An 18,705-nucleotide genomic window follows, 5' to 3' on the forward strand; every position below is an offset into this window, starting at 1 on the left:
TCCTCCCTCGGGGTGGCGTCGAGGTAGATGCGCTGAAACACCGGGGATCGGCGGTCGGGGTAGAGCCGGGAGACGGAGCGGATGTGCAGACTCGGGCGATGGCGTCGAGCGCTGCGGCTGCTCCAGCGGGTGTGCCATGCAGCCTGATTCGCATGGTGAGGTTCTTTCGGTCGACGCGGGTCACCGTTGTGGAAGGACAGGGAGACATCGCCGCAGAACGGCATAGATCGGCCCGTCGAGAGCGCCGTAGACGCAAGATCCGGGATGGGTTGGGGTAAGGCATAGAGCCGAACCGTCTCCGTTGCTCTCAGTGGGCCGTTTCCCGGGGCGTCGACCGGTCGGCCGGTGGCCGTGAGCGGCGGGAAGGGGCCGGGAGGCGTTGACACGTTGACAATCGGCCGGCAAGTGGATGTTTCCGCAGGTGAGGGTCGGTGTTTGGCTGTCAACGCTTCCCGTTGACAGGCGTTGACACCCGTTGACACCGGGCGGGCCGGCGGCGGGGTGTCAACGCCTGTCAACGGCTGTCAACGCGGCCCGTTGACACCTTCGGAGGCGTCTTGAGCTGCGGAAACGTTGCTGTCAGGGGCGGGTGTCAGCGTGTCAACGCTTTCGGGCACCTCGGCGACGGCGCGGGGGTGCAGTTCGTAGCGGCCGTCCGGCCCGTGGCGAACCCATCCGAGGGCGGCCAACTCGGCGAGCACCGCCGACACCTCATCGGACTTCGGGAGCCGGCGGGAGACGCGGCGGTGCAGCTCCCGGCGGGTGAAGGTGGTCATGCCCTTGCTGGTGAGCACGCCGAGCACGTACCGGGCGTTCTCGATCGCGGCATCACTGCCGATCGTGGTGAGTGCCGCCCGGTAGTGCGCGGCGAAGAACTCGGCGAGCCGGACGGCGTCGGCCATCCGGTCGGCGTCGATGGGGCGGCGCCACGCGTCGGCGGGGTGGTGGGCGACGTGGAGCAGCCCGGCGAGGCGCAGCGTCGCGCCTGAGAGCTTGTTGCCCCATTCCCGCATGTCGTAGAGGGTGCCGCCGGGCCGTAGTTCGGTCTCGACCTGCTCGGCGGCGGCCCGGCGCACGCGGCTGGCGTCGTCGGTGAGGGTGACCACGGCCGGGTCGGTCCACTCGGCGAGGGTGGCGGCCAGGTCGTGAACGCGGTGGGCGTAGCCGGCGGTCACGGCCTCGGGCACCGGGTCGGTGTCTACCGCCCGGTATCCGGCCAGCGACCGGGGCAGGGCGAACAGGAACCGGGCCGGCAGTCCTCGGCCGGCGAGGTCGGCGTTTCCGCCGAACTTGCGCAGCACTGTCGGTTGCGCCATTACGCACACGGTCAGCGCGGGTTTCTCGACGGAGGCACCTTCGCGGGTCTGCCGTTCGTTGCTCATCGGCTGCCCCGCGTGCCCCTTCAGGTACGGGTCAAGGTTCGGGGCACCGGAGTACCGGCCGGCGAGGGTGTCGAAGATGCCGCCTTCGTCGCTGATGATCGCCATCCGTCCGCCGTTGGCGGCCATCAGGCCGATGAGGGCTTCGGGGGTGGCGTCGTCGACGATGAGTTTCGGCAGGGTGGGAACGGTGATGGCCTCGGCGGCGATGGCGGCGGCGACGGCCTCGGCGGACGCCTCGTCGCGCTTGCCGGGGTCGGTGGCCTTCGCTGCCTGGGTCTTGGCTTGCTCGGCCTGCCGGTCGGCGATGTCGCGCAGCGCGGCGGCCTCGGCGATCCTCGGCCGCATCGCGTCGCCGAGCGTCGATTGGGCGGCGAACAGCGGTGCGGTCATGGCCCGATGTACCGGGCTCTTGCGTTCGCCGGGGCCGGCGATGACGGCGGCGAACACGTTGACCGGCTCCCGCCACCCGGCGACCGGTTCCACCTCCAAGCGGCCACCCGCGCACGCGGAGAGCACGGCGACGGCGAGGGTGCCAGCCATCGCCGGATCGGTTTGGGTGAACCGGGCGACGCCGGTCACCATGTCGCCGAGCCAGCGGGGGAACACGTCGGCGGGGAACGGCGGCGGTGCGGTGTTGGGGCCGGTCAAGGGCACTGGAACATCCCACAGCGGGCCGCCCGCGGTCGGCTGCCCGGTGGTGTCGGCCGGGTCGGTGACGAGGTGCAGGCGGGCGGCGGTCATGCGGCCACCTTTCGGGGACGGTGGGAGCCGGCGGTGAGCCCGGATCGGACGGTGCGGTACACCTCGGCGGCGCGCAGCCCGGCCGTTACGCCCGCCTGTTCCAGCACGCTGTGAGCGTCATCGGTGCTCAGCGCGCCGCCGGCTACGAGTTGGCCGAGGGCCACGGCGGCGATGTAGAGGCAGCGGTTGCGTTCGCCCGGCGCGGCACCGGTGACCCGTTGCACCTCGCGGGTGACGGCGGCCCGCACGTACGCCCCGGTGCGGTCGGTCGGCAGGCCGACCACCACCGGGCGTTGCGGCGGCAGCGGGGCCGGGGTGAGCAACCCGGCGAGCCAGCCCGGCAGCGGGGCGGGGTCGGTGTCCAGGTCGACGGTGTACCGCCGACCGGCGGCGGTGGAGCCGGCGGCGACGACGTAGCCGCCGTTGGCGCGGGTGTCGACCATCGGGCCGAGGGTGCCGGCGGTGTTGCGTAGCGCCGGCCCGTCGGCGGGGTGCCGGTAGTAGAGGTGGGTGCCGCCCCGCCCGGTGCGCACGGTGTACGTCGGTTCGATGTTGGCGGCGTGCGCGGCAGCCAGCTCGGCGAGCACGGCCAGGCCGTCACGCCCGCCCGCCTCGGCGGGGTTCTTCGGGGTGTCCAGGTCGACCACGACCAGGCGGGACGGCCCGCACGCGAGGCCGATGCCGTAGGGGCGGGCCGACCATGCACGGCGGATGCGGTCGGGGTTGGTGGTGGCGCGGGGTTCCCATCCGAGGTGCCGGCCGGCGGTGCGGCAGCGCGGGTCGCGGCCGGCGCAGTCGGCGGCGGGGTGGTCGGGGAACGCGGGCCGCTTGTCGTCGGGGCGCAGCGGGAAGACGAGCCATCCTCGTTCGGCGTGAGCGAGCGCGGCGGCGAGCAGGTCGGGCATGGGTGTCTCCTGTTCAGGCGGGCCGGCGGGCGGCGCGGGCGGTGTCGAGGTCGATCAGCGCCCCGCCACGGCCGGCGGGGGCCGGGTCGGACCGGCGGGCGGCCGGGGTGTCCGTGGTGGTGGTGGTGAGGGCCAGGCGCAGGAACACCCGGTGCCGGCCGGCGTCGGTGCCGGTGAGCGGGTGCCGGTCGCTGACCTGGGCGACGTACGCGACGGCGGTCAGCGTGCGGATGGCGGTGTCGAGTTCGGCCGGGGTGCCGGTCAACCACGCCTCCACTACGCGGCCCTGCGGGGTGCGGGCCGTGCGGCGAGGGCGGCGCGGGTGACGACGTGGCGCAGGTCGGCGAGCAGGCCGGCGAGTTGCCGGCGGGCGGGCGGCTCGGCGGGGGCCAGGGCGACCCGTAGCCGAATCTCGGCGTGGTCGCGGCCGGCGGCGGTGCGTACCCGTACCAACACCGCCCGGCCGTGGCCGGGCAGGTCGACCACGATCTCTTCGGAGCGGTGTTCGCCGAGGTTGCAGCGGTGGTCCCGGCCGCACCACGCGGTGTGGCCGGCGGTCCGCCGGTTCATCGGGTCGCCTCGGTGCGCAAGCGGTGGAAGTAGTTGAAGACGCGTCGTCCGGTGCGGAGCCGGTGGCCTCGGTCGCAGCGGCGGCAGCCACGCGGCCGGTGAAGGACGCGGGTGGTGGTCTGGCCGGTTCCGGCGCACCGCCGGCACCGGGTGAACGGGCTGACCCAGCACAGCCCGACGTAACCGAACATGATCAAGATGGCAGGGGTGATGACGGCGATAGCGAGGGTGAGCAGGGGGTCCACAAGTGCCTCCCGGGCCGGTTTTCGAGCGTGAACGGCCGTGAGCTGCTATCTGCAAGCGGGCAGCTCATGATTCGGATGGGGTGCTAGCAGGGCTGCAATCGATAGCAAGGTGGGGTGCTATCGATTGCAGCCCCGGATTGGTCAGCCGGCGGACCGCTTCCGGTCACGATGCGTGATGGCGGTGAGTAGTTCGGTGTGGACGATGCCGCGCTTGGTGGTCTGCTCTCCGTCGATGCGCTTGCCCACGGCGGTGACCGTGATCGCCGGGTGCGGCTTGAGCGCGGTCGTCAGTTGCGCCGACTTCCAACCGCCGTAGACGTCGGGCCGCAGCTCGGCCAGCAGCGCGCACAGCGTCTCGTTGAACGCCGACTTCTCGTCGCCCGGCCACACGCGGGCCAGGTCGCCGAGCACGTCCGCCACCGGGGCCACGTCGCGGGTCTGCTCATCAAGCTTCGGCAGCGTCCCGGCCGTGGTGCGCAGGGCGACGGCGCGGGCGACGATGCGGGCGGCGGCGGTGGTGTCGACGTAGTACGACCGGACCGCCGACGCCTTCGGGCCGAAGCCGCGCAGGATGCCCCACCCGGCCTCAATGACCGGCTGAAACACCGTGGCCCGGTGCCCGTTCTTGTAGGCCGAGGTGCCAAGGATCATGTCGTTCGCCGTCTGGTCAGCGACGCTGAGGCAGAACCGGGAGTTGACGTTGCGGGTGATGCCGGTCGGCAAGCTGTCCTTGTCGGGGATCTGCGTACCGATCATGATGATCACCCCGAGCGCCCGGCCGAGCTTGATGACCTTCTCCAGGATCTCCCCGGCGTCCTTGCCGTACTTGCTGGTCATCAGCTCTTGCAACTCGTCGAACCACGCGACGAGGGGGTGGAGGCCGGATCCCTTGAGGCTGGCCAGTTCCGGGGTGACCTTGTTCTCGGGTGCCTTGCCCATCCGGGCGTAGTGCTCGATGCGCTTGGAACGGCGGCGGCACTCCTCGTACAGCCACTCCACGAACCCGAAGCACCGCGCGAGGGTGTCGTCGTCGAAGCCGTTGCCGTACTCGGCCATCACCGGCTCCAACACGGCGAAGTCCCCGACACCCTTCAACTCGTAGCCCCGGATCTCGGTACGCGGGTCGAGGGCGGCGGCAAGGATCAGGTCCCGCAGCGCGAACGTCTTCCCGCTGCCGGGCTGACCGCCGAAGAGGAAGTTGCGGAACATCAGGTCTACGGCCACGGTGTCCAGGCGTGGGGTGGTGGCGAACGGGAACGGCTTGAACACGTCCACCCGGGCGGTGCCGGCCAGCAGCGGCCAGGCGGGTTGCTTCATCTGCGACGCCGGTTCGTAGCCGACCCACAGGGCCAGGCGGCCGGTGTGCCCCGGGGCGGGTTCGGGCCACACCTGATCCAGCGGCAGCCGCATCGCCGAGGCCAGCTTGCCGCGCCGGGCGACCACCTCGGCGGCCTCCACCCCGTACGGCAGATCGACCACCGCGAGGTGGCCGGGGCCGTCGCGGTGAATGTCCACCGGGAAGCTGATCGCCTTCGGATCCTTGGCAACCGCCGAGTTGATGGCCGGCATCTGCAACGAGGTCAGCGCCCGCCGCACCAGGTCGGCGGTGAGCTTGCGGTACCGGGTGCCTTCGCTGACCCGGTCGGTGAGCGGCTTGTCCGCCGGGCGTCCCCGCGTGGCCAGGAACGGCACCACCACGGCCGCCGCCGCCCACCGCCACCACGACGGCCCAGCGGCCAGGACGATCACGCCGGTTCCGGTGCCGGCCGTGCCGGCGGCGAGCACCCACCACCGCCACACGGACTGGCGCTGCCGGCGGGCGTCGAGCTTCAACCAGGTGTCGGCGTCGCCCCGGGACGCGGCGGCCTGCCGCAGGTGCCAGTTACCTTCCTCAGCCGACGCCCACCGCAACGCCTGCCCGATCCCGCGCACCGCACCGACAGGTGCCCACGCGAGGGCCTTCACCGCGTACTTCGGCAGGCGAACCCCGTGGTAGGCGGTCACGTAGCCGGCGTCCTTGCTCTGATGCTTCACGGCGGCCCGCAGCGCACGGCCGGAGCGCGCCCACTCGGCCAGGATCGGCCGGCGCTCCCGCTGCCGGGCCACCACCTCGGCGGGGATGTCCTCGGCCATGTCGACCGGCCCACCCACGCGGCCCGGCCCGTCGTCGACGCTCTCGGCGTCGCTGTCGTCGTCCAGGTCGCTACCGTCACCGGGCGGGGTAACGAAAGCGTGTCGGCGGGACCGGGCATCGTCCAGGTCGACCACCTCGGCATCCGGGCCGCCGGTCACGGCGGCTTCGGCGGCTTGCCAGTCGAACTCATCTCGGGGGGAAGTCATGATGGGGGTTCCTCCAACAGGTCTCACGGGATCGGTGAGGGGCCGGCGGCGCGGCACGGTTCCTAGGCCATGGGCCGCGCCGCCGGGCAGGGCTACGTGTCGGCTGCACCGCAGCAGCGGCACGTCTTACCTCGGTTGACGGGGGCGGTCAGACCTCCCACATGGCCCCGCACTGGGTGCAGACCATGTACTTCTTGCCGTCCGCGTAGGTGTAGTGGAAGGCGGGGTGTGCGCAGCTCGCCATGTCGTCGGTCCTCTCGGGTTGTGCCGTCCAGTCGGTCTGGCGGCCTCCGCGTGGGCATCCGGTGATGGGCGGATGCCCCACGGGGGCGGTCAGACCGCGCAGAACAGGGCGGCGACGAACAGCCAGGCGTAGTGCCAGGACTGATCGAGGGCGTAGGCCCCGGTGCCCAAGCTCGGGTTGTCGTCGTGGCCGGGGCGGGGTGCGCCGAGGGCGTAGAAGTGGGCCGAGCCGAGGGCGGCGGCGATGCGCTTGAGCGGGGTCCGCCGATCGGCGATGTAGTGCGTGACCGCCGAAATGGCCAGCCCGACCGTGACGCCGGACGGGTCGAGGCGTAGGCCGGTGCCGGCGATCAGGAGCAGCAGGGCCAGGCCGGCGGTGGCGGTGTAGGTGGTGACGTGGGTGGCGCAGGCGATGCGGCCTGCCCAGCCGGGCTGGCCTTTGCAGTCGGCCTGGTGTTGGGTTTGGACCCAGTGGTCGGCGATCTGGTGGGCGACGTAGAGGGCGACGAACACGGCGGCGAACGTGGCGGCGTGGCGGCCGGTGGGGTCTGCGAACATGGGTGGTCTCTCCCGAGGTCGGTTGGCTGAGGGGTGAGGGCCGGCGGCACGGCACGGTTTTCGAGGCCAGGGGCCGTGCCGCCGGGCACAGCTAGTCGTGAGCGCGGACGAGGTGCGCCAGTGCGGCGCCCATGCCGAGCACGGCGACCGGCAGGACGGATACGGCGGTGGTGATCCACCACGGGGCACCCGTGGCCGGGGCGACGAGCAGGTGATAGGCGACCTGGCCGAGCGCGCCGACCAACAGGGACGCGATGGCGGACCACTTGGCGAACCGAAGCGCCCGGGGCGGCACCCGCCCGGAAAGCCACACATAGAGCGCGTACGCCCCGTACGTTTCGACGCCGATCGGGAGCGTGATCGCGGTGTTTAGGCTGAACCCGTCCGCGATACCCGGCAGCGGGTGGACCACCCCGAACCCGGTGAGTCCGCCGAGCCCGACCCACCCCGACCAGATCGCGACGAACGCGGGCAGGGCGAGCAACACCACCGGCCACGCGACCGCCGACCGGACCGGCGCGGCCGGCGCGCGGTCGGGGGCGGTCGGGGTGGGCGTGTCCGGGTGACTGACCGGCATGACCTGCCCACCCGGCTCGGCGGGCGTGATCTTCACCGGGTCGCCCGGGGTCGGGTCGAGCACCGGGGCGAACTCGGGTACAACCGGGGCCGGGGCCGGGGCGGGGTCCGGGCCGATCGGCTCGGGGTAGTCCAGCCGGGGCGCGGCCGGGTCGGCGGCGTCCGCCTCGGACGTCAGCAGCGACCCGCGCAGGATCAGGGCGGTCCGCAGCGTCTCGGCGCGGTCGCGGCTGGCGTGTTCGGCCTTGAGGCGGGCGAGGATGTCGTCTGCCTTGGCCGCGCCGATGCGGAACTCTCGCATGAGCCGGTTGCGGGAGGGGAGTTGCTGGCCGTTGGGCAGGTCCAGGGTGCGGGCGGCCGGAAGTAGCGCGTCGACCGGCTGCGGGAACTTGGTGCCGTTGATGGTCGGGGCGGTCATGACTGATGTCCTCCATCGGAGCAGGTCAGGCACTCGCCGAGCGAGCGCGGGATGTAGTAGGGCCGGACCACGCCGCAGGTGGGACAGGTGCGGCGGGCGGTCAACGCGGCGCGGACCGCGCGGAGCTGGGCGGGGGTGGCGATGCGCTTCGGTCGGGCCAGGTCAACCCGGTACAGGTAGGCGGAGCGGGTGCCGCCGACACCGCGCCAGAGCACCTGAGCGGCGACCGGCTGCCCGGCGGGGCGCAGGCCGGCGGCGCGTAGTTGGCGGCGGGTGGCGTAGCCGGCCGGGGCACCCCGCCACCAGTAGGTAGGGATGCCGTACCGGGTCCCGTCCGGGTCCCAGTAGGCGGCCCGGATGCGTGACATCAGGCCGCGCGGTGCGGGTCGGCGAGGGTGCCGGCGGCCAGCTCGGCGGCGGCGCGGGTGACACGAGCCTCGGCCCGGCGCAGCCGCCGCCAGTCGAGGTCGGTCGGGCCGCCCTTGTCTTCGGCGTAGATCAGGGTGATTTCGGCGTCGAGTACGTCCAGCTCAGCGGCGATCAGGGGCCACTCCGTGTCGATCGCGGCCAGGTCGGCGGCGGTCGGCTCGGCGGTGACGAGGGCAAGTCGGTTCCGCACGGGAAACCTCCGGGAGAGTCGATGAAGTGGGGGAAAGCCCAGGGTGCGACCGGACCGGCCGCACCCTGGGACGAACAGGAGCAAGAGGCAGAAGCAACCGCGCGCCAGATCCGGCCCGCTCGCCCCGCTCGCCCGGGATCTACCGGGGTCGGCCACCGTGTGGCTCAAGGCGGGGATGCCGCAGACGGATCTACGCGGCGCTTCTGCTGTGAAGTTCTCAATGAACGACCACACGACCGGCCCGTGAGCGCGCAGCGCAAAGCGCTACCTTCCCCGGCTTCCGCTCGGCTTGTCGTCCCTGGCTAGCCAGGTTCGACGGGATGAACGTAGGTCGGCTTGGCTAGTCAGGTCAAGAGGGCGCGGCGAACTTTCTCAACTTGGCTAGTCAGCGCTACCGTGGGCAGGTGAGCGAGAACCTTGACTTCCTCGGTCAGCTAGATCCCGACGACCCCAAACAGGCCTCGCAGCAGATCGCGAACAAGCTGCGGGCGGCCATCCTCACGCGCCGACTCACGCCCGGCGAGAAGCTGCCGTCGCAGCCTGAGCTAGCCACCCGCTACGGCGTGGCGCGGGAGACGGTCAAGCGAGCCTTGGACCTGCTCCGGGCAGAGCGGCTGATCGTGTCCCGGCAGGGCAGCGGCGCGTTTGTTCGCGCGCAGACACAGCGGGCAGTCGAGCTGCGTCCGCATATTGAAGCCTCGTTCGACCGACCTCACGTCACCATCGACTTCGCCGGGTTCTCTGGTGAGACGTTGCGCGACGCGCTCGCCGAAGCGCTCGACAAAGTGCGCGTCGGCCGGCTCGCGCCGGAGACGATCGCCGTGCGGGTCCTGATCTCCGATATGACCACGCCGATGGCGCTGCCGGCACGAGCCGAGACGCAGGCCGACGACCCGGCCGTACGCGAGCGCGCGGCGCGAATCACCCGCCGGGCGGCGGACGGCATCATCGATCAGGTCACCGAGCTGGGCGACCTCGGCCTCATCCGGTCGACCACCGTCGAAGTACGGATGCACCGGGCGTCCCCGCTGTTCAAGCTCTACATCCTGAACAGCGAAGAGGTCTTCTACGGCTTCTACCCGGTAGTTGAGCGCACCGTCTCGATCAAGGGTGAGCCGATGGCGATCTATGACCTGATGGGCAAGGACGTGCCGCTGTTCCACTACGCGGTGACCGATGACGACGCTTCGCACGGCACGCAGTTCGTGGAGGCGTCCCGCCAGTGGTTCGACTCGGTGTGGTCGACCATCGCCTACCGGTACGACGGATGACCGCCGACCTTGGCCGGCTGCTTGCCGGGGTCGGCGCGGTGCTGCTCGACTTCGACGGGCCGGTGTGCAGCATCTTCGCCGGCTACCCGGCGCCGCAGGTAGCCGCCGAGTTGGTCGACGTGCTGCGGCGGCACGGCGTCGATGTGCCGCCGGACCTTGCTGGCGAGCCGGACCCGCTTGAGGTGCTGCGCCGCACCGGCGCGGCCGGCGACCACGGCGTCACGCGGGCGGTAGAGGATGCGCTCTGCGCGGCCGAGCGCCGGGCCGTCGAGACTGCCGAGCCAACGCCGTACGGCCGTGAGGTCATCGTGGCGGCCCGGCAAGCCGGGATGCCGGTGGCGGCGGTCAGCAACAACTCGGCCGGTGCGGTGATCGCCTACCTGGCAGCGCACCGGCTCGCCGGGTACGTCTCGCCGGTCGTCGGCCGGGCGTACGCCGATCCCGACCTTATGAAGCCCAACCCGGAACCGATCCTGCAAGCCGTCCGAGCCCTCGGGCTGGCACCAGCCGGTTGCGTCCTCGTCGGCGACTCGCTGTCAGATATCGAGGGAGCGCGGGCCGCCGGTGTGCGGGTGGTTGGCTACGCGAATCGGCCACAGAAGGTCAGGGGCTTTCATGCCGCTCACGCGGACATAGTGATCACCAGCATGGAGGAAGTAGCTCGTGTTCTGATTGATCGAACTTCCGACTAAGCAGCCACTGTCACGACTGCTCGCAGGTGGACACACGGCACCTGATTTAATACCTAATGTCTCAACTATCTCCAATATTCGAACAAGCGTTCGACAGTCGTCGACCTTTGGTCTAGGATCACTGTCTGACGTTCTCAAGTTACTGATCGTTTGCGGATTGGCACTGCTGGTCACGCGGGAAGGATTGAGGGTCGTGGGAGACCGAAGCCGGATCGAGTGGACCGAAGCGACATGGAATCCTTCCACGGGATGTGATCGCGTTTCACGTGGTTGTGATAATTGCTATGCACTAACCTTGGCTAGGCGCCTGAAGGCGATGGGACAGCCGAGGTACCAGAATGACGGTGATCCGCGTACTTCCGGGCCTGGGTTCGGTGTCACCCTGCATTACGACACCTTGTCTCTGCCTGAAAAATGGAAGCGGCCGAGAGTGGTCTTCGTCAACTCTATGAGCGACCTTTTCCACGCTCGCGTGCCTGTCGACTTCATTAAGAAGGTTTTTGACACGATGGCGCGAACTCCTCAACACACCTATCAGGTGCTAACGAAGCGCTCAATGCGTCTACGCCGGATTGCAGACGCGCTCGACTGGCCTCCGAACGTTTGGATGGGGGTCTCGGTGGAGGACTCCTTGGTATCTGACAGGGTCGACCACCTGAGGCAGGTTCCTGCCGCTGTTCGGTTCCTTTCATGTGAGCCACTTCTTGGTCGCCTCGACTCGCTCAAGCTAGACGGAATACACTGGGTCATTGCCGGGGGAGAGAGCGGGCCGCAATTTCGGCCTGTCGAACCGCAGGCGGTTCGCTCTCTCCGAGACCTTTGTGTAGGTGCGGATGTTCCTTTCTTCTTTAAGCAGTGGGGGGGTGTGACCCCGAAAGCTGGCGGACGCACCCTTGACGGCATGGTTTGGGACCAAATGCCAGCGCCGGTCCTCCCAGTAGTTGCGAGCCCTGTCCCGACTCTTGTCTAGGCACGGCGAAAAGTGATTCGAGTCCTTCCCGCTGGGAAACCGGAGCGCCCTGGGCGGTCAACCGAAATTTTGCCGTCTTTCTCAAGCGGGCTTAAGGCGTACTTCCTCAAGTGAGCGGGACGGTATGGCGTGTGGACGAGCACGAACGTTTCTAGCTCGTCCACAAGCACCGTTCGGCCAGCAAAATGGGTGAGGAGCGCGGAGCGCAGAGGCTCAGGCACTAGGTCCTCCTCGGAGAACAAGATATCTTGCCCTGCCAATCTGTCTGAGAACTTGTACCCCCCGCCGGCATCCACTTTCCACATGGCGTCCTTCATCAGTTGGAGACCCTTCGGGTTTCGGGTGCCGTAGAACAGGTAGTAGATCACGTTGCCGGTCTTGTTTAGCATGCCGAAGGACTGAACGTAGTCAAACCCGCAACGCGCTTTTAGCTGCCGCTCGTACAAGTCATGCAGAAATTGAAGTCGGGCCTGCCCTTGCAGCCCTTCAGCCTTAAGGAAGTCGTCTGTTCCGTAAAGCTCTCGGAGTCGCTCGTCGATCATTCCTGAATTTGCGAAACGCACGGCTGTGTTGACAATGTAATTAACAAATAGTTCGCACCTGTTGAAAGAAAGGAGATCTGCGAGCAGATCCATGGGAAGACCGGAGATTCCGAAAGGGTCAACGAAGGCGAAGGTGGGAGCCAATTGAGCCTTCTGCGCCTTCAATGTTTCCAGAATATCTTGAGCCGTTCGTTCGAATTCGCTGTTTTTTATGGAAACTTTTACATTCTCCGGCCACGTGCCCCGTTCGTCTGCGAATTTCTGGATCTCTTCCTTGAGATTGTCCGCGCGTGTCCGTCCTTGCTCGCAGAAGATGAATAGGAACTCGCATTTGGTCATGCGTGGGAAGTAGCTGTGGTCCAGCAGCGTGGAGAGGGCGATTAATGGGGAGCCCGGCTCGCCGTTCTTGTATCTACCCGGACCGGCGAAGCCGTCAAGAAAGACCACTCGTCCTTGGTAGCTGGACAGGACTGGAAACCACCCCGCCAGGTACTGGCGCAGGATGTCGTGTTTCGCCTTGGTGTGATGGTCGAGTTCCCAAAGCGTGCCGCGCGGCGTCCCTGAAGCCACTGAGCCTCCCTGTCATCGCTGGTAACGCAGATGCTAGGAGATCTTGACAGGGAGTGACAGGCCCTGGCGTTCAGGATGTCCGAAAGATGGCGGAGATGATCCAGAACGCTTGTCCATCATGGACTGACGTAGTGGCGGCAGGGGCCGCTGAGCCGTGACGGCTAGTCGGCAGTAGAGGGTGTTGTGTCCTATGCGTGTCGGTGCGCTACGGCTGATTGGCATTCGCCCTGGTCAGAGGGCTGGGCGTGGCGCTCTGTAAATCCGTCGCGAAGCTTCAGAGGTTCGAATCCTCTACCCGCCACCAGGTGCGAAGAGCGGCCCCTGACCAGCGCTCGCGCTGGTCAGGGGCCGCTCTTGTGAGTCTCGCTCAGTCCTCCGGCTGCTGCCGAACGTCGACATCGAGGGCGAGGGTCTCCGCCGCCTCCTGGCGGCCGAGCCGGAGCGGGAGACCGTCCGCGTCTGACCGGACGGCCGACCGCGACCGGTCGCCGCCCGGGACCGGCCCCGTCAGCGCGGGTGGTAGACGACCGCGCGGCTGACACCCCAGACCGGGCGGATCGATGCGGCGATGCGGCCGCGGTCATCGAGGTCGACGACCTCGCCGTCCGTGCTGACCCCGGCCAGGCTGAGGTCGTGCAGGACGCCGTGTCGCCACAGTGCCGGGCGGGCGCTTCCATCGGTGGCCTGGGAGCTGGCCAGGATCTCGCCGCGGTTGTTGATCGCGTGTAGCTGGGTGAAGCTGCCGCCGAGGGTGCCGACATCCAGGGCTCGGCCGTGCCGCCAGAGGATGCCGCGCTGGAACTGCTCGGCCGAGAACTGCCAGCCGATCATCCAGCCGCGGTCGTTAAGGGCGTACGTGTTGCTGCGGTCGAAGGGGCCGGCGCCGAGGTCGGTGACCCGGCCACTGTGCCACAGGGCGGCGTGGAAGCCGTCCGGCACGGACACCCCGCCGGAGACCTGGCCTCGCTCGTTGACGTCGGACACCTCGTTGAGGGGCAAGGGCCGGGCGCGGCCGTTCGTCCACAGGACGGGGCCTGCGTCGGTGCGGCCGACGACCTGGCCGCGGTCGTTGATCGCCACGGGCAGGGCAGACGGGTCGCCCAGCTGCCGCAGGACCCCGCGGTGCCAGACGTATCCGCCGGAGCCGTCATCGCGGCTGCCGATGACCTGGCCGCGGTCGTTGACGTCGGTCGGGTTGAAGGCACCGAGATCAATCATCCGGCCGTGGCGCCAGAGGAACCCGTGGTAGGTGCCGTTGGCGGTCTGGGCGCGGCCGACCACGTCGCCGCGGTCGTTCATGGCGCTGGCGTAGCTGCTGTCGCCACCGAGAGTGCCGAGGTCCACCATGCGATAGCCGGCCAGGGCGCCAGGCGCGGCGGATGCGGCGGCGGTTGGTGCGAGGGTGGGTGCGGCCGTCAAGGCGGCCGCGAGGAGAGTGGTGACGAGGATGGATGGCATGGGACGGCTTCCTCCGCAGCGTCGCCGGGCGAAACGTGCGCTCAGCGTAGGCGCGTCCCGCTGCTCCTCCAGAGTGCCGTCACATGGCCGACAGTCTCGCTGTCCGCTACGCGTCACTGGCAGGGGGCGATCGTGGGCGTGGCGCCCGGCGACGTCACGGTGCCGTTGCATCTCGTCCAGGAGCTGCAAGCCCCGGGTCGGCGGGAACTTCGCGCTCTGGCATTTTTTGGTTGGGAACTCTTGTCTGTCCTGCTCTTGCAGAGGCACGGATCTACGTACGTTCCGCGCGGCGGCCTCGCTCTGGCTGAACGCCGGCGTTCAGCCGGCCGAGGTCGCCCGGCGCCTTGCCGCGACGTCGCCGTCCTTGCCGGTACTCCGGCGTTTAGCCAGAGCGACACGGCGGCGTGCCGGAGGTCGTACGGACGCCGGGCCAGCGTGGGAGCGGTGCTGCGCCGGGTGAGCACGTTTTCCCGGTATCCCGCCACACCTTTCCGTAGGCGTTGTTGGACGGCAAGATCGGCGGCGCGCTCGGATGACTCACCGCGTCCGTATCGATGAGGGTCGCCCCGACATCCGCCTAGGCCGACGGTGGCCGGGCGGCGACCCGCTCTCGGCCCTGACCAGGGGCTGATCCCGCAGCTGGTACGTGCCACCGACGTACCCGGTCAGCCGATCTTGACCTGGGCGAGCTGCACGAGGAGCTGGACCACGTCGTACGCCTCGGCGACGTCCCGGCCGGTGAAGGCGACCGTCCGCGCGCCGGCGGCGTGCTCGACGCCCGGGATGTCGGCTGATATCGATGCCTTCGCCATCGGCCCGCCCTAGCGCGATCCGCCGTCCCGCTGGGCTTTCCCAAGTCGGGCGGACGCGGGCGGCGGGATCGACGGGTTCATGGTGACGCTGCGCCTCGGTGCGGTCGTCGGCTGGTGTCGTCTGGGCCGGTACCGCACGGGTGAGCTCGAACTGTCGTACGTCTTCCTGCCGGAGTGGTGGGGGCGGGGGTACGCCCGGGAGGCGTGCGCGGCGGCCGTCGGCCCGGCCTTCGAGCGGTTCCCGGACGATGCCCGGCTGATCGCGGTCACCCAGGAGGCGAGCGACCGGTCGGTGCGCCTGCTCGATGGTCTGGGCATGACCCGGGTCGACGCGTTCGAGGAGTTCGGTGCCCGCCAGGTCCGGTACGCGGTCGACCGGCCGGGGTGAGCATGGGGACGCCAGCCGGGCGGCCGGGGCGATCGCGTCGACGGCCCGTCGGCACCTTCAAGGGGTCGGACCGCCGACGCGGGGTGGGGAACGGCCGGGTGGGGATCCGGAAATGAAGCTCCCTTTCGATATCCGCTCTACTGTGCTGTGCCGCCCCGGATATTGCGCCATGCGACTTTAGACGCACTCAATGAGTTTCCGTGATTGGCGCGCTTGGTCCGAGTGTTCGCCAAATGAAGCAGGGCGTGGAACCCGGGAACGCGGGGGTATCACCCCGCCAGGCAGGGCGTCCTGCCGATCGGTCGGACTTGCTGCCGTCCAGGCGGAGCCAGGCCACCGAGGGCTTTGTTGCCCTCAGTGCGTGTGGCACCATCATGGAATCTTCACGCCCCCCGTGCTGCCCGTTTCGTGACAGGAGCCCCACAGATGCCTACTCAAAAGCTGGGTCGGCTGCTCGGCATGACCCTGATGCTCTTCGCGCTCGCCTCCGGCGTCGCCTCGGTTGCCGGTGATTCGGTCGCCGGTGACCGGGCGACCCTCGAGTTCGAGTGGAACTAGGTTCTTCGCGGTTCGTTTGACACCCGCCGTCGTTCGGGTCACCGGGCGACGGCGGTAGCGACCGGGCATCGGCGCGGAGTTCACTCTCGGTGACGACAAGGGAGCAGGATGACGAGCCGTGCGACAGCCGTGCGACGACCCGGGACTGACCTCGCCTGGTTGATAACCGGGCCGCTGGCGTTCCTGGCTGTCATCTGCTGCCTGCTGATCGCGCTGGTCGAGCGGGAGCCGTACGGCGAGTGGGGCCTGGGTCTGCTGCTGCTCACCGCCCTGGTCGCCGCCCACCTGCCGGTCCTGAGTTTCGTCGTCCGGCGGCAGACGTTCTCGGCCACGATCACCGAGATCCCGCTGGTCCTGGCGCTGTACTACCTGCCGCCGCTGACCCTGGTGCTGGTTGCCACCCTCGCCGCGCTGATCGCCCAGCTCCGGCGCCGACTCGGCCCGGCCAAGTTCGCCTTCAACGTCGCCCGCTCCGCCGCGGCGACCTCCCTTGCCGCCCTGGTCCTGCTGGCGCTCCCCCCGATCAGGGGCGTGGGGCCCGGCACCTGGGGCATCCTCTTCGCGGCGGTCAGCACCATCACCCTGGTCACCCTCGCCGCCGTGGTCGGCGTGATCACCCTGCTCCAGGGCTCGCAGGCCGGGCTCGAGGTGGTCCGCACGTCCACCGTGCCACTGCTGGTCGCCGGCGTGAACGCCACCGTCGGCCTGATCATCCTGCTCGCGTTGACCGCCACCTACTGGTCGCTGCTGGTGCTCGGGGCGCTCGCGGTGACGGTGGCCGTGGTCTACCGGGCCTACGCCCACTTCCTCCGCCAGCACCGCACCCTCGCCGACATCTACGAGCTGACCCGGGCCATGACCCGCAGCGGCCAGGACGGCACGCTGCCGGACGCGCTGCTCGGCCGGGTCCGCGCCCTCATGCAGGCCGAGTACGCCACCCTGTGGCTGCCCGCCCAGGGCCGCCACCCGGAGGTGCTGCTGACCGCCCGGGTCGACGGGCGCGGCCTGCTCGACTTCTCCAAGATCCCGGGGGCGGTCCGGGAACGGGTCGTGCAGCAGCGGCAAACCGTCGCGCTCGGTGCCCGGCTCGGCGGCGACCGGGAGCAGCTGGAGATGCTGCGGACCGCGCCCGCGAAGGACGCGATCATCGTGCCGCTGCGCTCGGGGGAGGCGGTGATCGGCACCCTGGAGGTGGTCAACCGGCTCAGCAGCCTCGGTCACTTCACCCCGGCCGACGTGCCGGTGATCGAGACGGTGGCCGCGCACGCGGCGGTGGCCCTGGAAAACTCCCGGCTGGTCGACCGGCTGCGGCACGACGCGTACCACGACACGCTGACCAAACTGCCCAACCGGCGGAGGATCAGCGGCGCGCTCGACGAGGCCGTGAAGATCCGGGCGCCGGGCGAGGTGGTCGCCGTGCTGCTGTTCGACGTGGACGGGCTGCGTCAGGTCAACGAGTCGCTCGGCCACGCCGCCGGGGACCAGGTCCTCGCCGAGGTCGCCGTACGGCTGCGCGCCTCCGCGCCGTCGTCGGCCCTGGTCGGTCGGGCCGGCGGCGACGAGTTCCTGGTGACGCTGCGGCTGGAGAACGCCGACGTGGCGCTGGAGTTGGCCGCGCGGCTGCGCGAGGAGATCCGCGCCGAGATGGTCTTCGACGCGTTCACCCTCGACGTGGACACCGCGGTCGGGGTGGCCGTGCACCCCGACCACGGCAGCGACGCGGCGACCCTGCTGCAGCGGGTCGACCTGGCCGCATCGGCGGCGAAGTCCATGCCCGGCAGCATCCAGCTGTTCAACCCGGCCCTGGAGTCCCGGTCGCTGCGCCGGCTCGGCCTGGCCGGCGACCTGCGCAAGGCCCTCGACGACGGCGAGCTGGAGGTCTACTTCCAGCCCAAGGTGACGCTGCGTGACCGCCGGCTGGTCGGGGTGGAGTGCCTGGCCCGCTGGGAGCACCCCGCGCACGGCGAGGTCGCCCCGGAGGACTTCGTGGCGGTGGCCGAGCACACCGGCCAGCTCGGCCGGCTCACCGAGGTGGTGCTGCGGGAGGGGCTGCGGCGCAGCCGGGACTGGACGCACACCGAGCAGCCGCTCGCCGTCGCGGTCAACCTCTCCGCCCGTACGCTCACCGACCGGCACTTCCCCGACCAGGTGCGCGAGCTGCTGGCCGAGTACGACGTCCCACCGCAGCGACTCACCTTCGAGATCCGCGAGGCCGGGGTGCTGGACGGCACCGACCGCCCGATCCCGACCCTGCGCCGGCTGCGCGACCTCGGCGTCCGGCTGTCGGTGGACGACTTCGGCACCGGATCGTCCTCGCTGGCCTACCTGCGCCGGCTGCCGGTGCACGAGGTGAAGGTCGACCGGTCGTTCGTGCAGGGCATGGCGACGGACCCGAGTGATCTGGCCATCGTCAACGCGGTGGTGACCCTCTCCCAGCAGTTCGGCCTGGCGGTGGTGGCCGAGGGCGTGGAGAGCGAGCTGACCCTGGAGCTGCTCCAGGACATCGGCTGCGAGATCGGCCAGGGCTTCCTGTTCAGCCGCCCGCTCCCGTACGAGCGGCTGGAGGCGTGGTTCGGGGCCCAGTTGGAGTCCGAGGCGCTCGTCGGCCCGGACGTCCGCCGGCTGCGCGTCGTCCCCTGAGGCGCTGCCCCGAAGGCCGCTCACCTGGGCGGACGTTCACCCGCCCGAGGGTGGGGGGATCCGATTTCACCTCCAGGGCGGGGCCGTGTACTCTTACTCCTGCGCGGCCACCGGGTGATCGTGCAGGCCCCCTTAGCTCAGTCGGCAGAGCGTCTCCATGGTAAGGAGAAGGTCTACGGTTCGATTCCGTAAGGGGGCTCAAAGGGT

18 protein-coding genes and 1 tRNA gene are annotated in these 18,705 nt (G+C 69.7%); 7 read left to right on the forward strand and 12 right to left on the reverse strand.

Features of this window, described 5'->3' with window-relative positions:
* Positions 1-524: 524 nt before the first annotated feature.
* The 9 genes from ACFYZF_RS02165 to ACFYZF_RS02205 form a co-directional block, all read right to left on the reverse strand.
* Positions 525-2,123 (reverse strand): YfjI family protein, encoded by a 1,599-nt coding sequence (locus ACFYZF_RS02165; protein WP_387014928.1) that lies wholly within the window; start codon positions 2,121-2,123, stop codon positions 525-527.
* Entirely contained in the window at positions 2,120-3,028 is a 909-nt protein-coding gene (locus ACFYZF_RS02170) for a bifunctional DNA primase/polymerase (protein ID WP_387014930.1), read from the reverse strand. Before ACFYZF_RS02170 ends, ACFYZF_RS02165 begins: the two co-directional genes overlap by 4 nt.
* Before the next feature lie 13 nt (positions 3,029-3,041).
* On the reverse strand, positions 3,042-3,293 hold the full coding sequence (locus ACFYZF_RS02175) for a hypothetical protein (protein WP_387014932.1): 252 nt from the start codon (positions 3,291-3,293) through the stop codon (positions 3,042-3,044).
* An 11-nt stretch (positions 3,294-3,304) separates the two neighbouring features.
* Complete coding sequence (locus ACFYZF_RS02180; protein ID WP_387014935.1) at positions 3,305-3,598, reverse strand: hypothetical protein; 294 nt, start codon at positions 3,596-3,598, stop codon at positions 3,305-3,307.
* A gap of 386 nt (positions 3,599-3,984) precedes the next feature.
* Positions 3,985-6,183, reverse strand: coding sequence for a cell division protein FtsK (locus ACFYZF_RS02185; protein WP_387014938.1), 2,199 nt, complete (start codon positions 6,181-6,183; stop codon positions 3,985-3,987).
* A 333-nt stretch (positions 6,184-6,516) separates the two neighbouring features.
* Positions 6,517-6,984, reverse strand: a complete 468-nt coding sequence (locus tag ACFYZF_RS02190) for a DUF3307 domain-containing protein (protein WP_387014940.1) — start codon at positions 6,982-6,984, stop codon at positions 6,517-6,519.
* A 91-nt stretch (positions 6,985-7,075) separates the two neighbouring features.
* Positions 7,076-7,978 carry an ABC transporter permease gene (locus ACFYZF_RS02195; RefSeq protein ID WP_387014943.1) on the reverse strand — a complete coding sequence of 301 codons (903 nt, stop codon included), beginning with the start codon at positions 7,976-7,978 and terminating at the stop codon, positions 7,076-7,078.
* Positions 7,975-8,346: an RRQRL motif-containing zinc-binding protein gene (locus ACFYZF_RS02200; RefSeq protein ID WP_387014945.1), complete on the reverse strand. Its 372-nt coding sequence runs from the start codon at positions 8,344-8,346 to the stop codon at positions 7,975-7,977. The genes ACFYZF_RS02195 and ACFYZF_RS02200 overlap by 4 nt, the downstream gene beginning before the upstream one ends.
* Positions 8,346-8,597 carry a DUF6284 family protein gene (locus ACFYZF_RS02205; RefSeq protein WP_387014948.1) on the reverse strand — a complete coding sequence of 84 codons (252 nt, stop codon included), beginning with the start codon at positions 8,595-8,597 and terminating at the stop codon, positions 8,346-8,348. The genes ACFYZF_RS02200 and ACFYZF_RS02205 overlap by 1 nt, the downstream gene beginning before the upstream one ends.
* A 404-nt stretch (positions 8,598-9,001) precedes the next feature.
* Here ACFYZF_RS02205 and ACFYZF_RS02210 point away from each other — a divergent pair, with 404 nt between their 5' ends.
* The 3 genes from ACFYZF_RS02210 (at position 9,002) to ACFYZF_RS02220 (ending at position 11,530) form a co-directional block, all read left to right on the forward strand.
* On the forward strand, positions 9,002-9,868 hold the full coding sequence (locus ACFYZF_RS02210; protein WP_387014951.1) for a GntR family transcriptional regulator: 867 nt from the start codon (positions 9,002-9,004) through the stop codon (positions 9,866-9,868).
* On the forward strand, positions 9,865-10,560 hold the full coding sequence (locus tag ACFYZF_RS02215) for an HAD family hydrolase (RefSeq protein ID WP_387014953.1): 696 nt from the start codon (positions 9,865-9,867) through the stop codon (positions 10,558-10,560). The genes ACFYZF_RS02210 and ACFYZF_RS02215 overlap by 4 nt, the downstream gene beginning before the upstream one ends.
* A 193-nt stretch (positions 10,561-10,753) precedes the next feature.
* Positions 10,754-11,530 carry a DUF5131 family protein gene (locus ACFYZF_RS02220; RefSeq protein WP_387016021.1) on the forward strand — a complete coding sequence of 259 codons (777 nt, stop codon included), beginning with the start codon at positions 10,754-10,756 and terminating at the stop codon, positions 11,528-11,530.
* Here ACFYZF_RS02220 and ACFYZF_RS02225 read toward each other — a convergent pair.
* The 3 genes from ACFYZF_RS02225 to ACFYZF_RS02235 form a co-directional block, all read right to left on the reverse strand.
* Positions 11,527-12,642: a three-Cys-motif partner protein TcmP gene (locus tag ACFYZF_RS02225; protein ID WP_387014955.1), complete on the reverse strand. Its 1,116-nt coding sequence runs from the start codon at positions 12,640-12,642 to the stop codon at positions 11,527-11,529. The genes ACFYZF_RS02220 and ACFYZF_RS02225 overlap by 4 nt on opposite strands.
* A gap of 507 nt (positions 12,643-13,149) precedes the next feature.
* A complete protein-coding gene (locus ACFYZF_RS02230) occupies positions 13,150-14,100 on the reverse strand; it encodes a hypothetical protein (protein WP_387014958.1) in 951 nt (316 codons plus the stop codon).
* Positions 14,101-14,765: 665 nt separating this feature from the next.
* The gene (locus ACFYZF_RS02235; protein ID WP_387014961.1) at positions 14,766-14,912 is read right to left on the reverse strand and encodes a hypothetical protein; all 147 of its coding nucleotides are present in this window, start codon (positions 14,910-14,912) and stop codon (positions 14,766-14,768) included.
* Between the two features lie 67 nt (positions 14,913-14,979).
* Between ACFYZF_RS02235 and ACFYZF_RS02240 the strand changes: the two genes are divergently transcribed.
* The 4 genes from ACFYZF_RS02240 to ACFYZF_RS02255 all read left to right on the forward strand — a co-directional run bounded on the left by ACFYZF_RS02240 (position 14,980) and on the right by ACFYZF_RS02255 (position 18,697).
* Positions 14,980-15,300 (forward strand): GNAT family N-acetyltransferase, encoded by a 321-nt coding sequence (locus tag ACFYZF_RS02240; RefSeq protein ID WP_387016023.1) that lies wholly within the window; start codon positions 14,980-14,982, stop codon positions 15,298-15,300.
* 426 nt (positions 15,301-15,726) lie between these two features.
* Positions 15,727-15,858: a hypothetical protein gene (locus tag ACFYZF_RS02245; RefSeq protein WP_350882010.1), complete on the forward strand. Its 132-nt coding sequence runs from the start codon at positions 15,727-15,729 to the stop codon at positions 15,856-15,858.
* 108 nt (positions 15,859-15,966) lie between these two features.
* Entirely contained in the window at positions 15,967-18,498 is a 2,532-nt protein-coding gene (locus ACFYZF_RS02250; protein ID WP_387014963.1) for a putative bifunctional diguanylate cyclase/phosphodiesterase, read from the forward strand.
* 126 nt (positions 18,499-18,624) lie between these two features.
* Positions 18,625-18,697 (forward strand) — tRNA-Thr (locus ACFYZF_RS02255).
* The last annotated feature ends 8 nt before the right edge of the window (positions 18,698-18,705 follow it).

Source organism: Micromonospora sp. NPDC001898 (assembly GCF_042891255.1).
Classification (GTDB): Bacteria; Actinomycetota; Actinomycetes; order Mycobacteriales; family Micromonosporaceae; genus Micromonospora.